Origin of the sequence: Mycobacterium asiaticum DSM 44297, assembly GCF_000613245.1 — a bacterium.
Taxonomy (GTDB): Bacteria; Actinomycetota; Actinomycetes; order Mycobacteriales; family Mycobacteriaceae; genus Mycobacterium; species Mycobacterium asiaticum.
In genome coordinates, this window is record NZ_HG964937.1 from 172,747 (window position 1) to 188,794 (window position 16,048).

Genomic DNA, 16,048 nt, shown 5'->3' on the forward strand with positions numbered 1-16,048 from the left:
AGCAGCAGGTCGAGCGAGGCGGTGCGGGCAGTCGCGGCAACTCCGCGGCAACTGCTTGCGCGGTCGTTTCGATCGATGCTCGCAGCGGCTTCGTCGGTACCGGCGCTCCAGGGGTGAGCGCAAACGGCAACTGTTGAAAAGTGTTGCCGTCCTTGCCTGCTCGTTCGATGATGACGACTTCGCTGGGCGAGTTCGGGTCGTCGAATCCGATGACCTCGGCGTGTGCAGCCGCCCGGCGCTCGAGATCGTCGGTCATAGACGTCGGAGCGGGCGGTTCGTAAAGCGCGTACACATGCCTGTTGAGGTCGCCGCGCGCCAGCTCCCCGGTCAGGCGCACCCGCCGCTGCGGCTTGCGGGCCCGCGGAGGGGTGTGCCAGTCGACGTCGACGGCTGCCTCACCCACGAAAACATCGGTATTGTCCGACCACTCGTCCACGGGATAGTTCAACCGGTCGAAATGTGACCACCAGAACGGCTTGTCCTCGCGTTGGTGATAGCCGCGGGCGGCGGCGATGAGCGCCACCGCCATCTGCTCGGCAGTGCGGTCATCGACGGCCGCGTCGCCGGTGAACTTTCGCAACGTCGATGCGAGCTGGTCCCGGTCTTTGATGGTGTCCTGGTTGGGAACCGGTTGCACACCCAGGGGCGTAACGCCGGATTCGAAGGCGCGGATAACCAGCCAGTCCCGCAGCTTGCGGGTCGACACGCAGTCGTAGTGGTTGTATTCGGCGATCTCCTTGAGAACGGTAGCCGCCTCGTCGGCGCGGTCTTCGGCCAGCAGTTCGCAGTACCGCGCGTAGGACGTGATCGAATCGGTGGCGGTGGTGACGTCGCCGGAGCGCAGTTGGTCGCCCATATACAGTGGTTCCAGCGCCTTGAGGCTGAAGGATTCCGCGCCTACCCGAATGCTCTTGCGTACCAACGGATACAGGTCGACCAGGACACCGTTGCGGAGCAGGTCGTCCACCTCGTCCTCACCGACGCCGTAGCGTCCCGCCAGCCGCAGTAGCGCCGTCTTCTCGTATGGCGCGTAGTGGTAGATGTGCATGTCGGGATAGCGGCGGCGACGCTTGGCCACCAAAGCCAGGAATTGGGTGAGGGCGGCGCGTTCGTCATTGCGACTGTGAGCCCACAGCGGACGGAAGACTCCGGCCGGCCCGGCCTCCAGCACACCGAAGAGATACTCCAGGCCCCACTCCCGGCCATCGGCGGTCCACAGCGGGTCACCCTCGAAGTCGAAGAACAGGTCACCCGGGTTCGGTTCGGGCAGCAGGGCCAGCGGCTGCGGGTCGATGACCTCGAACTGCGGCTTACCGGTGGCCCGCTGCAGCATCTGCAGCTTGGCCTGTGCCGCCAGCTTGCCGAACGCGTTGACGGACATGGTCGGCACGGTGCCGGTGTGCTCGGCGAGCTCCCGCACCGTGCCGATGCCCGCCTCGATCAGCTTCTCCCGCTGGGTGACTCGCATACCGGCGACGAGCAGCAAATCGTCGGCCGCCCGCACCTGCTCGACGCACAGTGGACAACGGAAACAGGCCTGCACCCCGTCGTCGTCCCAACGCACCGCGCGCCCTACTGCATAGTGCTCGTCGAGCAGCCGTTCCAGCTGAGCCCGTTGGGACCGGTAGACCGGGATTAGCTCCTCCAGCCGGTAGCGCACCACTGTGCCGTCACCCAGTTCCAGCTCGGCGTCCGGAGCGATCGGCACGCCTGCCGCGGCCAGCGCGTCACCGTAGGCCGCCAGCTGCAACAGCGCGGTGACCTTGGCCGAGCGGGCCAGCTTGGTGTCGGTGACCCGGTAGCGATCGTCCTCGCGGACCAGGAAGTCGGCGAAACCCACGAACCGGCCGTCGAACATCGCCGCCTGGTACACCACCGGGGCGCCACCCGCGATGGCCCGCCGAGTGGCCGTTGCGGCGGCCATCAGCCCGGCAGGCGTAAAGGCGGGCCGCCCGATGACCACGACCTCACCGCCGAACTCCGCGCGCAGCCGGTCAAGCCGGCGGCGTTCATGCTCCTCGCCGAGAGTCGCAGTGCGAACGAGCATTTCATCATCGGTGGGCGTGGCGGGACCCCAACCCAGCTTGGCATCAAAGCCCCGCAGCAGGGCGTATTCGCACCGCGCCGCGGACGCGAGATCCGAGGCGCTGTAGATGACGCTGTCGTCGGTGACGAACACAGCAGCAACTGTAGGACAGGGGTGTGACGAGCAGCTGGGACTCAGCCGCGACTGTTGCCGATCAACTCCACCCCGCTGCCGTTCCACCGGAATCTGACCATGCTGTTCAAGCCGACGGCGTTCGAGGACGTCAGCGCGACGGTGTCCCCGGTGCTCTGCGCAGGGTCGATGCCGGTGAACCCATAGGTGTCGGGCACACCCTGCGGGATGAATTTTCCGAGGTGGAAGAGCACCGCCCGGGTGGTCGGATTGCCGCCGTTGGTGTTGGCTCGGATGATCACCGCCGACAGCTGTGCGCACTCGTTGTAGTTACCGGCCAGCGGCTCGGGGTCCCAGGGCTGCTGACTGCGCGGATCTCGGGGTAGTTCAGAGACCACCTTGGCGATTGTCGGCGAGGCCAGGTTGACCGCGCACGGATCCGGCGGTGGAGTGCTGCTCGGAGGTGGGGCAGCTACCGAGGTCTGCGGGTCCGAGGTGCTTGGCGCGGTCGTCGGCGGCTTGGTGGCCTGCGGCGTCTTGGCAACAGTCGAGTCTCCGGAACCACATCCGGCTAACGCCGCTGCCAATGCCACTGCCGACATCGCGACCAGTGGCGCGGCATGGCTAGAGGGCAACCACACACCGGGCACGGTACCGTGGTCCGTCCCGGCGCGTGCCGCAGGCACGGCCACCGCTCCGGCACGCTCTAGACTTCAAAGTCCGATGGCTAACCCTGATGACGCGTCCGAGACGCCCCCCGAGACCTTCGCCGACCTGCATATTCATCCGGATGTGGTGCGGGCGCTCGCTGACGTCGGCTACGAATCGCCGACGGCCATCCAGGCCGCCACCATCCCGGCCCTGCTGGCTGGGTCGGACGTTGTGGGCCTGGCGCAGACCGGCACCGGCAAGACGGCCGCTTTCGCGACGCCCATCCTGTCCAGGATTGACGTCGCCAGCAAGGTCACCCAGGCGCTCGTGCTAGCGCCCACGCGTGAGTTGGCCCTGCAGGTGGCAGAGGCGTTCAGCCGCTACGGGGCGCACCTGCGAGGACTCAATGTGCTTCCCATCTACGGCGGGGCTTCCTACGGGGTGCAGCTGGCGGGCCTGCGCCGGGGCGCGCAGGTAGTGGTCGGGACGCCCGGCCGGGTGATCGACCACCTGGAACGCGGCACGCTGGACCTGTCGAGGGTGGACTATCTGGTACTCGACGAGGCGGACGAGATGCTCACCATGGGTTTCGCCGAAGAGGTCGACCGGATCCTGGCCGAAACTCCTGAATACAAACAGGTAGCGCTGTTCTCGGCGACCATGCCGCCGGCCATCCGGAAGATCACCACGAAGTACCTGCACGACCCGCTGGAAGTGACGTCGAAGGCCAAAACCGCGACGGCCGAAAACATTACGCAGCGCTACATCCAGGTTGCGGGGCCGCGCAAGATGGATGCACTGACCCGCGTGCTCGAGGTCGAGCCTTTCGAGGCGATGATCGTCTTCGTGCGTACCAAGCAGGCCACCGAGGAAGTGGCCGAACGCCTTCGCGCCCGCGGTCTTTCGGCGGCCGCGATCAACGGTGACATCCCGCAGGGCCAGCGCGAGCGCACCATTGCCGCCCTGCGTGACGGTCGGTTGGACATCCTGGTCGCCACCGATGTCGCGGCTCGCGGCCTGGACGTCGAGCGGATCTCGCACGTGCTCAACTACGACATTCCGCACGACACCGAGTCCTACGTGCACCGGATTGGGCGCACCGGCCGCGCCGGGCGCTCGGGCAACGCGTTGCTATTCGTCTCGCCTCGGGAACGGCACCTGCTCAAGGCGATCGAGAAGGCCACCCGCCAGGCTCTCACCGAGGCCCCGTTGCCGACCGTCGAAGACGTCAACGCCCAGCGGGTGGCGAAATTCGCCGATTCCATCACCGAGGCGCTGGGCGGCGAGGGAATCGAGTTGTTCCGCCGGCTCGTCGAGGACTACGAACGCGAGCACGACGTGCCGATGGCCGACATCGCCGCGGCACTGGCGTTGCAGTCACGCGACGGCGAGGCGTTCCTGCTCGCGCCCGACCCACCGCCGGAACGACGGGACTCCCGTGACCGCGACCAGCGTCGGGACCGGCCCGAAAAACCGAGACAGGCACGGTCTTTCACGACCTACCGGGTCGATGTGGGCAAGCGGCACAAGATCGGCCCCGGTGCGATCGTCGGAGCTATCGCCAACGAAGGTGGCTTGCACCGAAGCGATTTCGGTCATATCGCCATCGGCCCCGACTTCTCCCTGGTCGAGCTCCCGGTCAAGCTGCCCAAAGCGACGCTGAAAAAGCTTGACCAAACCCGTATCTCGGGAGTGCTGATCAATCTGCGGCCCGATCGCAGCTCCGACAAGCCGAATCGCCGAACGCCCCGCGACCCCGGTGGCAGACCACGCCGGAAACACAGCTGATGACCATTTCCGAAGAACGAGACGCGCAAGGCGGTCTCGAGCAGACCTCCCACGTCGATCGGGTCGCGTCGCTGACCGGCATACGTGCCGTGGCCGCCCTGCTGGTGGTCGGCACCCACGCCGCCTACACCACCGGCAAGTACACCCACGGTTACTGGGGGCTGGTCGGAGCCCGCATGGAGATCGGGGTGCCGATCTTCTTCGTGCTCTCCGGTTTCCTGCTGTTCCGCCCCTGGGTTAAATCAGCGGCGACCGGCAGGCCTTGGCCCTCGGTGAAACGCTATGCCTGGCACCGAGTTCGGCGCATCATGCCCGCCTACCTCATCACCGTGCTGTTCGCCTACGTGCTGTACCACTACCGCGAGGCCGGACCCAACCCCGGCCACAGTTGGCTGGGCCTGGTCCGCAACCTCACCTTGACCCAGATCTACACCGACGGCTACCTGGGCAAGTATCTGCACCAGGGGCTGACCCAGATGTGGAGTCTGGCCGTCGAAGCCGCGTTCTATGTGGTGCTGCCGCTGTTGGCATACGTGTTGCTGGTGCTGGTCTGCCGACGCCGGTGGCAACCGAAGTTGCTGCTGGCCGCGATTGCGGCGTTGACGTTGATCAGTCCGGGCTGGCTGGTCCTGGTGCACACCGATCACTTCTTTCCCGACGGCGCCCGGCTGTGGTTGCCGACCTATTTGGCCTGGTTCCTGGGCGGCATGCTGCTGGCCGTGCTGCAGGCGATGGAGGTGCGCTGCTATGCGGCCGCCGCCATTCCGCTCGCCATCATCTGCTATTTCATCGTTTCCACCCCGATCGCTGGCGCGCCGACCACCTCACCGGCGTCGCTGCCCGAGGCGCTGTGGAAGACCGGTTTCTACGCGGTGATCGCCACGTTGGCGGTGGCGCCGCTCGGGTTGGGGGACCGCGGCTGGTATTCGCGGCTGCTGGCCAGCCGGCCAATGGTATGGCTTGGTGAGATCTCCTACGAGATCTTCCTGATCCACTTGGTGACGATGGAATTCGCGATGGTCTACATCGTGCGGGCTCACGTCTACACCGGACCGATGCTGTACCTGTTCGTCGCGACGCTGGTGGTCACCATTCCGCTGGCTTGGTTGCTGCACCGCTTCACCCGCGTCAAGGACGGTTAGCCGGTGTCTGTCCGGGAGCCGGGCACCTCGGTTCATCCGCGGCTGACCCTGACCGCCGTCTGCCTGGCCGTGTTCATGCTGCTGCTCGACATGACCATCGTCTCGGCCGCCCTCGCCAACATCCAGGCGTCGCTCGACGCCGAACTGAGCGGGCTGCAGTGGGTGGTGGACGCGTACGCGCTGCCGATGGCGGGCCTGCTGCTCACCGCTGCCACGCTGGGCGACCGGCTCGGCCGCCGCCGGCTCTACCTGATCGGCATGGTGGTGTTCACCGTCGCATCGGCGGGCTGCGCCCTGGCCGGCAGCATCGATTCGCTCAACCTGGCGCGGGCGGTGCAGGGAGCGGGCGGGGCGGTGCTGCTCGGGGTGTCGTTGCCGATGGTGGGCGCTGCCTTCCCCGAACAGCGGAGCCGGGGCATCGCGATCGCCATCTACGGCGGCGTGATGGGCGCAGCCGCTGCCGTGGGTCCGCTGCTGGGCGGCGCGCTGGTCGGTGCATTCGGTTGGGAATCCATCTTCTTGATCAATCTGCCGATCGGGATGCTGGCCCTGACGCTCGCAGTGCGCTTTGTCCCGGAAACCCAAGCGGCACAGAGCCGCCCGCTCGACCTTCTCGGCACGACGGTGTTTTCGGCGGCCCTTTTCGCCGGGGTGTATGTGTTGATCGAGGGCAACCACCGTGGCTGGACCGACCCCCTGATTGTGACCCTCGGCGCGGGTTGCCTGGTCGGGATGGTGTTCTTCGGCTGGTGGGAATCGCGGGTGGGCGCCCCGATGCTGGACGTGCGGGTGGTGCGCCGCCCGGGTTTCGCCGGTGTGTCACTGGCCGCCTTCGCCGCGGCCGGGACGCTGATCGCCTCGACCAACTACCTGGCTCTGTACCTGATGAACACATTGGGTTACAGCCCATTTCAGACCGGCTTGCGCGCGCTTCCGCTGACCGTCGCCTGCGTGCTGGGCGCCCCGCTGGCCATGACTGGAGCCCGCTTCTTCCCGGCCTGGATGTCGATACCCGCCGGGGTCGTCCTGATCGCGGTGGGCCTGTGGCTGATGACCGGTGTCACCGCGGACACCGAGTGGACCCACTTCATCGCCGGTTCCATCGTGGCCGGTCTCGGGCTGGGCGGGTTGTTCGCGTTGACGTCAGACATCGCGCTGCAATTCGTGCCGGCCGCCGATGCCGGGATGGCGACCGGCGCGGTGAGCACGGTCCGCCAGGTCGGCATCCTGGCCGGGGTCGCCGGATTGGGCGCGCTGTTCAGCCGTCGTGCGGCCGACTCGGCGACCGATGGCCTGGCCGCGCTACGCGGCGGCAGCCAGACCGGGGTCTCGCAACTCGTCGACCGGTTGTCGGCGGGTGCGGGCCTAAGGGTGCTGGACTTTCTGCCGGACAGCCTGCGGCCCGCACTGCCCGCGATCGCCCGCGCTGCCCGCCAGGCCAGCGCCGCCGGCATGCAAGCTGCCTTGGTCGCCGCGGCCATCGCCGCGACGGTTTCGGCCGTGGCCGCGGCGATTCTGATCGGCATTGGCGCGCGGGATTCCGGGCCCGGTCCGGCGTCGGATTCCTGATTTGCTGAGCGTCGCCGCGGGGTAGTCTTCGCAATACCATGTTGGGTGACGCGATCCTGATTCCGGCGACCGATACCGGCCGCTACAGCGTGGTGATCTCGACGGATCCGGCCGACATTGAGGCCGCCCAACGCTTGCGCTATCAGACGTTTGCCGAAGAGATGGGTGCGACGCTGCCGCAGGCCATCCGCGGTTCGCTGACCGGGCAGATGATCGACGTCGACCAGTTCGATCCGCACAGCGACCACCTGCTGGCCAAGGACGCCGCGACCGGGCAGGTGGTCGGTTGCTACCGGTTGTTGCCGCCCGACGGTGCAAAGGCGGCCGGGGGGATATTCGCGGACACGATCTTCGACATCGGCGGTGTGAACGACTTGCGTTCCAGCCTGGTCGAACTCGGCCGGGCCAGCGTGCACGCCGACCATCGCAACGGCGCGGTGATGGGTTTGCTGTGGGCCGGGATCCTGCGCTACCAGGAGATCACCGGCCACGAGTGGGGTGTCGGGTGCCTGTCGGTCCGGATGGAGGGCGGCGGGTCGCGCGGAGCGTTGGTGCGCGGTGTCCGGGACACCGCGTTCCGGGTGCGGCCGGCGCCCCCGCAGTACCGGGTGACTCCGCGAAACCCGGTGCGGGTCAACGGTTTGAGCCTCGACGAGCTGCCCGACCCGGGGCGGGTGCGGGTTCCGCCGATGGTGCAGGGATCGCTGCGGGTCGGCGGCATGATCTGTGGCGAGCCATCTTATGATCCGGACTTCGACATGGCCGACTTCGTGGTACTGATCAATCGGTCGATGATGCACGAGCGGTACCTGGAACGGCTGACCCGCGCTCATGTCCACTCCTGAGCGAACGGATTTACTCGGCATCGGTTTCGGACCGTCGAATCTCGCCCTGGCCATCGTGTTCGCCGAGCGCGGTGTGCACGCGGTGTTCGCCGAAGCGCAGCAGCGGTTCGGTTGGCACCGGGGAATGCTGTTGCCCGGCGCCCGGATGCAGGTGCCGTTCCTCAAAGACCTTGTCACACTGCGTAACGCGCAGAGTGACTTCACCTTCGTGAACTATCTGAGCCGGCAGGACCGGTTGGTCGAATTCATCGGCCGACACACGCTGTTTCCCAGCAGGCTGGAGTTTCACGACTATCTGGAGTGGGCGGCGGCGCGGGTTGTGGCCCAGGATGTGGTCAATGTGCGCTACGGTCAGCGGGTCGTCGAAGTGTCAGCCGAGGCAACCGGTTTCGTGGTGCGGACCGCCTCCGACTGGGTGATCCGCGCGGACACGCTGGTATTGGGCACCGGCTTGGCGCCGGTGCTGCCGGACGGGGTGGCCAGGACCGCACGACAGTGGCACAGTCACACGCTGCTTGATGGACTGGCCGGGCTTGGGCAGTCGGCTTTCCGACGATTCGCGGTGGTCGGTGCCGGCCAAAGCGCCGCCGAGGTGGTCGGTTACCTGCATCGGCAATATCCGGATGCCGAAGTGCATGCGGTCTTCGCCCGCTACGGGTACAGCCAGGCCGACGACAATCCGTATGCCAACCGAATTTTCGACCCGTCGGCAGTCGAGGAGTTCTATGCGGCCGACGAGCCGCTACGCAAGCGTCTGCTCGACTATCACCGCTCCACCAACTACTCGGCGGTCGACCTGGAGTTGATCGAGGACCTCTATTCGCGGGAATACGCCGAACGGGTCAGCGGGAGACGGCGGCTGATCATCCATAATGCGTCCGAAGCAATTGCGGCCCAAGAATATTCAAGTGGCGTGCTGTTGACCATCTCGCACCTGGTCAGCCATGGGCAGGAGACCCTGGACTGCGACGCGGTGATCTACGCAACGGGCTACGCCCCGCTGGATATCCGGGGTTTCCTGGGTGAGCTGTCCAGCCGCTACGAGTTCGACTCGACCGGCCGGCCCGCCGTCACCCGGGACTACCGGCTGGTGGCGAAACCAGGCGCCCCCGGAGACATCTTCCTCAACGGTTCGGTCGAACACACGCACGGTCTGGCGTCGTCGCTGCTGTCCAACGTCGCCGTGCGAGCGGGGGAGATTGCGACGGCCGTCACCCCGGTATGCCGAGCAGACGCGAAAGCCCCTTATTCCGTAGCGGAATAGGGGCTTTCACGTCTTCTCGCCACCACGACCGGCGCCACGAACTCCTCGATCATTGCCCGCTCCTGCGCCTCGTCCGCACCGGGAAACATCAACAGCGAGATGATCACCCGCACCGCCCAGCGGGCCCGGCGCTCGACGGCGGCCGGGTCGTCAGGGCCCGACGAACCCAAGAATGAAGCCACCATCGCGGTGATCACGTCGGAGTGACTCGCCAGCTCACCCGCGATCGGCAGGCGGGCCGTGCCGAACCACGCCGACAGCGGCGGGCTATCGCGAACCATCCGCAAGGTCTCGGTGATGCCGACGATCAACCGCTCGTGTGGGTCCTGCACGGCGTCGATCCGCTGCAGGATCAGACGGCCGGTGCGATGCGTCTCCCGGTGCACATAGGCGATGCGCAGCGCCTCCCGGCTGTCGAAATACCGGTACAGCGTCGCGCGGGAACATCCGGCGGCCCTGGCAATCTCGTTCATGCCGATGGTTGCCGGGTCGCGTTCGGTAAACAGCGCCTCGGCAGCGTCGAGGATTCGGTCAGCGGCGGCCTCGGTGCGGTGCTCGGCTAGCCAGTCACCCGGCATCAGCCCGCCACTCTGACGGGGACCGACAACGGCCGCCGGACGTAGGCGCCGCCCGACCAGACGATGCCGGGCACGTCGACATCGAAGTCGGGGCAACGGCTCAGCAATTCGCCGAGCGCCACCCGGGATTGCATCCGCGCCGCGGCGGCGCCCAGGCAGTGGTGGGCGCCGTGGCTGAAGGTCAGGATGTTGCGTGGCCGGCGGGTGACGTCGAGTTCGGCAGCGTCGTCGCCGTATTGGCGCTCATCCCGGTTGGCCGACCCGTACAGCAGCAACACCCGCCGTCCGGCCGGAATGGTGGTGCCCTCGATGGTCACGTCGCGGGTGGTCGTGCGGGCCAGGTTCTGCACCGGCGAGGTGAGCCGGAGCAGCTCGTCGACCGCATCCGGGATCAGCTCGGGGTCATCCACCAGCAGCCGACGCTGATCAGGCCGCGAGTGCAGCAACGGCATTGAGCCGCCGAGCATTCCGGTGACGGTGTCATTGCCGCCGGTGACCATGGTGAAGGTGAACCCCAGGATCGACAGGATGCCGGCGACGTCGCCGTCGGCGCCCAACCCGGCCGCGACCAGGTGCGAGATGGTGTCGTCCTGCGGCTCGGCGCGGCGCCGCTCGATCAGCGCGGTGAAATAGGCCATCATCGTCCCGACGGCCTCGCCGGCCGTTCCCAAAGAAGCCGCGATGCCGCCCTCGGCGGTATTGGCCGCGACGATGGCCTGGGTCCAGCCGTCGAATTGCGCCCAATCCTCCTCGGGCACACCGAGATAGTGCGCGACGACCATCGACGGCAGTGGCTTGAACAGCTCGGTGACGATGTCGCCGGCACCGCGAGCCCGGATCTTCTCGATCCGCTCGACGACGAATTCACGCACTTTCGGCTCGATGGCCTCGACCTGCCGGGGAGTGAAACCACGGGACACCAGCTTGCGGAACTGCGTGTGCACCGGTGGGTCCTGCATCACCATCGGTGGGTTGTCCTGCAGCCCAATCATTTCCAGCTCGCCATAGTTGACCGTCAGGCCTTGGGCCGACGAGAACGTCTCGTGATCGCGGGCGGCCGCCCAGACGTCGGCGTGCCGCGACAGCACGTAGTAGTCGTGTTCGGGGCGGCCCGGCGGCACCACGTGATGCACCGGGTCGTGATCGCGCAGCGCCCGGTACATCGGCCAGGGCTCGGACCACGTCTCGGCGGTGGCGAGCTGAAACCGAACCGGATGAGACAATATCGATGTCATGTCTTATTCGTACGACAGCATCGGTCAACTGTCAACGCTCGAGTGTGCGCCTCCCGACAAAACACGCCGGGAAAGCGGCGCAGAATGCACGCTCGGCGCAAGGGGAGACGGAGAGTTAGATGCCCGACCCGGGGTTGAGAATGCCCAACGGGTCCAGCGCATCCTTGATCCGCCGGTTCAGGTCCATCACCTCGGGCCCGAGGTAGTCGGCCAGCCACGGCCGCTTCAACCGCCCGACGCCATGTTCGCCGGTGATGGTGCCGCCCAGCCCGACGGCGAGGTCCATGATCTCGCCGTACGCCAATTGCGCGCGCTCGGCCATCGCGGCGTCGGCGGGATCGAACACCAGCAACGGGTGGGTGTTGCCGTCGCCGGCGTGGGCGATCACCGAGATCATCAAGTCCCGCTCGTCGGCGATGCGCGCGATGCCGGTGACCAGCTGGCCCAGCGCCGGCAACGGCACGCCGACGTCCTCCAGCAGCAGCGAGCCCTTGGCCTCGACCGCAGGGATGCAGAACCGCCGCGCCGCCACAAAGGACTCGCCCTCATCCGGATCGTCGGTGGAAAACACTTCTGTCGCACCGTTTTCGGCGAAAACCGTGGCGATCACCTCGGCGTCGTCGCTGCCGGCGCGGCCGCGTTCGTCGGATCCGGCGACCAGCATGGCCGCCGCATTGCGGTCCAGGTCCATCCGCAGGTGATCCTCGACCGCGTTGATTGCCACCTGGTCCATGAACTCCAGCATCGACGGGCGCAACCGCGCGCTGACCCCGAGCACCGCGTCGACGGCCGACTCCACCGACGAAAAGCTGGCCACCACAATGCTGGACGCGTTCTGCGCCGGCAACAGCCGCAGCGTCACCTCGGTGACGACGCCCAGCGTCCCCTCGCTGCCGACGAACAGCTTCGTCAGTGACAGCCCGGCCACGTCCTTCAGGCGCGGCCCGCCCAACCGCACCGCGGTGCCGTCGGCCAGCACCACCTGCATGCCCAGGACATAGTCGGTGGTTACGCCGTACTTGACGCAGCACAGCCCGCCGGCGTTGGTGGCGATGTTGCCGCCGATGCTGCAGATCTCGTAGGAGGACGGGTCGGGCGGGTACCACAGGCCGTGTTCGGCGACGGCCTTCTTCACTTCGGAGTTGAACAGACCCGGCTGGCACACCGCGGTGCGGGTGACCGGGTCCACCGTGATGTCGCGCATTTTCTCCGTCGACAACACGATGCCGTTGTCCACCGCCGTCGCCCCGCCGGACAGCCCGCTGCCCGCGCCTCGGGTCACCACGGGCACCCGATTGACCGACGCCCAGCGCAGCACGGCCTGCACTTCCTCGGTGCGCTGCGGACGCACCACAGCCAGCGGCTTTCCGGCCGCCGGGTCCAGGGCACGGTCTTGGCGGTAACCGTCGGTGATCGCGGGATCGGTGACCACCATCCCCTCGGGTAGTTCGGCGATCAGGCCGGCCAACAGATCCGCGCTCACCGGGCCGATGCTAGTCCCCTGCCGAAGCGCGGATCTCGGCGGCGAACTCCGGCTGGCGGTCCAGTTCCCGCAGCGACGGGACCCGGATGCAGACCAGTCCGACGACCAGGATCGGCAGCGCCAGCGCGAAGAACGTCACCTGTAAACCCGCCGCATCGGTCAGTGGGCCGGCCAGCAGCAAGCCCAGCGGGCCGGCGGCGTATGCCATCGACGCCATCACTCCGACCACCCGTCCGCGCAGATGGTGCGGCGCGCGGGTCTGCATCACGTAGTTGTAGATCGGCTGGATCGGGCCGTAGACCAACCCGATCAGCGCACACAGCACCAGGATCACCGGCAGCGGCGGCAGCAGCGCGATCACCACCGTCGCGGTGCCGAAGCTCAGCACCGCGGTCAGCATGATCGTGCGGCGCGACACGTACGACGCCAGCAGCAGATAACCGAGGGCGCCCAGCAGGCTGCCGATGGACAGCGCCACCAACACCGAACCCAGCTGCGCCGGTTGCTGCCGATCGCTGAAGTACTTGGGGAACAGCACGCTTTCCATCGGTAGGTACAGCGCCGTCACCGTCAGGTCAATCAGCGCCAGCGCCCGCAGCACCCGCAGGCTCCAGACGAAACGCAGCCCCTCGGCCACCCCGGACACCAGCCCCTGGGGCCGGGTCGCGTGGTGTGGACGGCCGGTGCCCTCGAGCCGCAGCACGGCCATCGCCACGATGGACAACGCGAATGCGGCGGCGGTGACCCACATGGTGGCGATGCCACCCACCGTCGCGATCATCAGCCCGCCGACCCCCGGACCCACCACGAACGCCACATTGAGGATCACCTCGTAGACGCTGTTGATGCGATCCAGCGACCAGCCCGCCCGAACCGCCGCTTCGGGCAGCATCGACTGACGGGCGGTGATCCCGGCCGGGTCGAACGCGGCGCCACAGGCACCGAGTACGGCCAGCACGGCCACGTTCACCGCTTCCACCCCGAATGCCGACGCGACCAGCGGGACGGCCGCCACCGAGGCGGCTGAGAGGGCGTCGGAAACCATCGACACCCAGCGCCGGCCGAAGTAGTCCACCGCGGTGCCCGCCACCAGCGTCGAGAACAGCAGCGGCAACGTCGTCGCACCGGCCACGATCGAGGCCTGGCCGGCGCTGCCTTGACGCTGCAGCACCAGCCAGGGAAACGCGACGAGCGAGATCCCGTTGCCCGCGCACGACAGTAGCGTGGCGAACATGATCAGCAGTGCCGGCGCTCGGCTGGTGTTTCTCATGGGATATCGCGGCTGAATGTAGCGCCAAACCCGGAGTGCGAACCACCGATTTTTGCGCGGTCCCATTCAGAATGCAGGATGTTCGTGTGCTGAAGCATCCGAATACCGGCCAGGCATTCGGTTCGCCGGTCGCCCCCGGCAGCGGCTGGCCGGGCGACCTCGCGACCGAGGGCACCCCGGTCGCGACCGACGCGGCACAGGTCGGCGCGCTCGCGCACAAGGCACGGTCGATTACCGAAATCGACGCGATGGTCAGCGTATGCCGAGCGTGTCCACGGCTGGTTAGCTGGCGTGAGGAGGTCGCCGTCGTCAAACGCCGGGCGTTCCTCGACCAGCCCTACTGGGGACGTCCGGTACCGGGCTGGGGGTCGGAGCGGCCGTGGTTGTTCATCGTCGGGCTGGCACCCGCTGCGCACGGCGCCAACCGAACCGGACGGATGTTCACCGGTGACCGGTCCGGCGACCAGTTGTATGCGGCGCTGTACCGGGCCGGCCTGGTGAATCAGCCGACCAGCGTTGACGCGGCTGATGGCTTGTCTGCCAACAAGATTCGGATCTCGGCGCCAGTGCGGTGCGCGCCGCCGGCGAACGCTCCCACGCCCGCTGAGCGGACGACGTGCTCGCAATGGCTGGCGGCCGAATGGCACCTGGTGTCCGAGCACGTCCGGGTGATCGTCGCGCTCGGCGGCTTCGGCTGGCAGGTGGCGCTGGGACTGCCGGTGGCCGCCGGGCTGCGCAAGCCGAAGTTCGGCCACGGGGTGGTGGCCCCGCTGCCCTCCGGCGTGCGATTGCTCGGCTGCTACCACCCGAGCCAGCAAAATATGTTCACCGGTAGGTTGACTCCGGCAATGCTTGACGACATCTTCCGGGAGGCGAAGCAGCTTGCGGGAATCGGCTAGGAACGGGGTCGCGTCTTGACAAGCATCTTGGTGTCCGGCGCCAGTGTCGCCGGCTTGACTGCCGCGTATTGGTTTGGCCAAAACGGCTATTCGGTGACGGTGGTAGAACGCCACCCTGGGCTGCGGCCGGGCGGTCAGGCCATCGACGTGCGGGGTCCGGCGCTCACAGTGCTGGACCGCATGGGTTTGCTGGCGTCGGCGGAAGATAAGAAGACGCGGATCCGGGGTGCCTCGGTGGTGGACCGCGACGGCAACGAGCTGTCCCGGGACACCGAATCCACGCCGACGGGCGGTCCGATCAACAATCCCGACATCGAGCTGCTCCGCGACGATCTCGTCGAATTGCTCTACGAGGCGTGCCGGTCAACCACCGAGTTCATCTTCGATGACAGCATCACCGCGATCGAGAATCTCGGACCCGCAGCCGAAGTGACCTTCGAGCGCGCTCCCGAGGCCAGCTTCGACCTGGTCATCGGGGCAGACGGTTTGCATTCCAATGTGCGCCGGCTGGTGTTCGGCCCCGAAGAGCGGTTCATCAAGAGGCTGGGGACGTACGCCGCGATCTTCACCGTGCCCAACTTTTTGGACCTGGACTACTGGCAGACCTGGCATTACGGCGACACCAGCATGGCCGGCGTCTATAGCGCGCGGGACAACACCGAGGCCCGCGCGATGCTGGGCTTCATGGACACCGAGCTGCAGCTCGACTACCGCGACACCGAGGCTCAGGTCGCCGAGGTGGAACGGCGGATGGCCGACGATGGCTGGGTGCGTCCGCAGCTGCTGGAGTACATGCGCTCGGCGCCGGACTTCTACTTCGACGAAATGTCGCAGATCGTGATGGATCACTGGTCGATCGGACGGGTGGCGTTGGTGGGCGACGCCGCCTACTGCTGCTCGCCGTTGGCCGGGCAGGGAACCAGCGTCGCGCTGTTGGGCGCCTACATTCTGGCTGGCGAGCTCAAGGTGGCCCGGTACGGCGGTTTGCTCGACCATGGTCTGGCCTTCTCCAACTACTTCAAGCGATTCCACGGCTACGCCGAGCGCACCCAGTTCCTGGCGAGCGACAACATTCCCGGTGGCGCGCCCATTTCCCAGGAACAGTTCGAACTCATCATCAACTCGATCACCCCGCTCAACTACTGAGGCGGGCCTGCGGGGAAGCT

At 67.1% G+C, this 16,048-nt stretch carries 13 protein-coding genes; 7 read left to right on the top strand and 6 right to left on the bottom strand.

Annotated features, from left to right (window positions below; all coding sequences use genetic code 11):
- A partial coding sequence (locus BN972_RS11350) for a TM0106 family RecB-like putative nuclease (protein WP_099051074.1) occupies positions 1-2,179 on the bottom strand: 2,179 nt, incomplete at its 3' end.
- A gap of 41 nt (positions 2,180-2,220) precedes the next feature.
- Positions 2,221-2,808, bottom strand: a complete 588-nt coding sequence (locus tag BN972_RS11355; RefSeq protein WP_036360657.1) for an LppP/LprE family lipoprotein — start codon at positions 2,806-2,808, stop codon at positions 2,221-2,223.
- 73 nt (positions 2,809-2,881) lie between these two features.
- Here BN972_RS11355 and BN972_RS11360 point away from each other — a divergent pair, with 73 nt between their 5' ends.
- Genes BN972_RS11360 through BN972_RS11380 form a run of 5 tightly spaced genes read left to right on the top strand, consistent with a single transcriptional unit; the run spans position 2,882 to position 9,417 of the window.
- Positions 2,882-4,597 carry a DEAD/DEAH box helicase gene (locus BN972_RS11360; protein WP_036357683.1) on the top strand — a complete coding sequence of 572 codons (1,716 nt, stop codon included), beginning with the start codon at positions 2,882-2,884 and terminating at the stop codon, positions 4,595-4,597.
- Positions 4,597-5,739 carry an acyltransferase family protein gene (locus BN972_RS11365; RefSeq protein WP_036357686.1) on the top strand — a complete coding sequence of 381 codons (1,143 nt, stop codon included), beginning with the start codon at positions 4,597-4,599 and terminating at the stop codon, positions 5,737-5,739. The genes BN972_RS11360 and BN972_RS11365 overlap by 1 nt, the downstream gene beginning before the upstream one ends.
- Before the next feature lie 42 nt (positions 5,740-5,781).
- Entirely contained in the window at positions 5,782-7,308 is a 1,527-nt protein-coding gene (locus BN972_RS11370; RefSeq protein WP_051545625.1) for a DHA2 family efflux MFS transporter permease subunit, read from the top strand.
- Between the two features lie 38 nt (positions 7,309-7,346).
- On the top strand, positions 7,347-8,153 hold the full coding sequence (locus BN972_RS11375; RefSeq protein ID WP_036357688.1) for a GNAT family N-acetyltransferase: 807 nt from the start codon (positions 7,347-7,349) through the stop codon (positions 8,151-8,153).
- Entirely contained in the window at positions 8,140-9,417 is a 1,278-nt protein-coding gene (locus BN972_RS11380; RefSeq protein ID WP_036357691.1) for a lysine N(6)-hydroxylase/L-ornithine N(5)-oxygenase family protein, read from the top strand. Before BN972_RS11375 ends, BN972_RS11380 begins: the two co-directional genes overlap by 14 nt.
- Here the strand turns inward: BN972_RS11380 and BN972_RS11385 are convergent.
- The 4 genes from BN972_RS11385 to BN972_RS11400 form a co-directional block, all read right to left on the bottom strand.
- Positions 9,399-9,995, bottom strand: coding sequence for a TetR/AcrR family transcriptional regulator (locus tag BN972_RS11385; protein ID WP_036357694.1), 597 nt, complete (start codon positions 9,993-9,995; stop codon positions 9,399-9,401). The two genes, BN972_RS11380 and BN972_RS11385, sit on opposite strands and share 19 nt — an antisense overlap.
- A complete protein-coding gene (locus BN972_RS11390; RefSeq protein ID WP_036357697.1) occupies positions 9,995-11,230 on the bottom strand; it encodes a cytochrome P450 in 1,236 nt (411 codons plus the stop codon). Before BN972_RS11390 ends, BN972_RS11385 begins: the two co-directional genes overlap by 1 nt.
- A gap of 115 nt (positions 11,231-11,345) precedes the next feature.
- Positions 11,346-12,713 (bottom strand): FAD-binding oxidoreductase, encoded by a 1,368-nt coding sequence (locus BN972_RS11395; RefSeq protein WP_036357700.1) that lies wholly within the window; start codon positions 12,711-12,713, stop codon positions 11,346-11,348.
- Between the two features lie 10 nt (positions 12,714-12,723).
- The gene (locus tag BN972_RS11400; protein WP_036360661.1) at positions 12,724-13,983 is read right to left on the bottom strand and encodes an MFS transporter; all 1,260 of its coding nucleotides are present in this window, start codon (positions 13,981-13,983) and stop codon (positions 12,724-12,726) included.
- A gap of 71 nt (positions 13,984-14,054) precedes the next feature.
- Between BN972_RS11400 and BN972_RS11405 the strand changes: the two genes are divergently transcribed.
- Positions 14,055-14,882 (top strand): uracil-DNA glycosylase, encoded by an 828-nt coding sequence (locus BN972_RS11405; RefSeq protein ID WP_036357703.1) that lies wholly within the window; start codon positions 14,055-14,057, stop codon positions 14,880-14,882.
- A 15-nt stretch (positions 14,883-14,897) separates the two neighbouring features.
- Positions 14,898-16,028: an FAD-binding protein gene (locus BN972_RS11410; RefSeq protein WP_036357706.1), complete on the top strand. Its 1,131-nt coding sequence runs from the start codon at positions 14,898-14,900 to the stop codon at positions 16,026-16,028.
- Positions 16,029-16,048: the final 20 nt, after the last annotated feature.

Bases quoted from the DNA above. Each gene is read 5' to 3' on its own strand.
- BN972_RS11390 (WP_036357697.1), bottom strand. From the start codon at position 11,230: ATGACATCGATATTGTCTCATCCGGTTCGGTTTCAGCTCGCCACCGCC.
- BN972_RS11375 (WP_036357688.1), top strand. From the start codon at position 7,347: ATGTTGGGTGACGCGATCCTGATTCCGGCGACCGATACCGGCCGCTAC.
- BN972_RS11400 (WP_036360661.1), bottom strand. From the start codon at position 13,983: ATGAGAAACACCAGCCGAGCGCCGGCACTGCTGATCATGTTCGCCACG.
- BN972_RS11380 (WP_036357691.1), top strand. From the start codon at position 8,140: ATGTCCACTCCTGAGCGAACGGATTTACTCGGCATCGGTTTCGGACCG.
- BN972_RS11360 (WP_036357683.1), top strand. From the start codon at position 2,882: ATGGCTAACCCTGATGACGCGTCCGAGACGCCCCCCGAGACCTTCGCC.
- BN972_RS11385 (WP_036357694.1), bottom strand. From the start codon at position 9,995: ATGCCGGGTGACTGGCTAGCCGAGCACCGCACCGAGGCCGCCGCTGAC.
- BN972_RS11365 (WP_036357686.1), top strand. From the start codon at position 4,597: ATGACCATTTCCGAAGAACGAGACGCGCAAGGCGGTCTCGAGCAGACC.
- BN972_RS11405 (WP_036357703.1), top strand. From the start codon at position 14,055: ATGCAGGATGTTCGTGTGCTGAAGCATCCGAATACCGGCCAGGCATTC.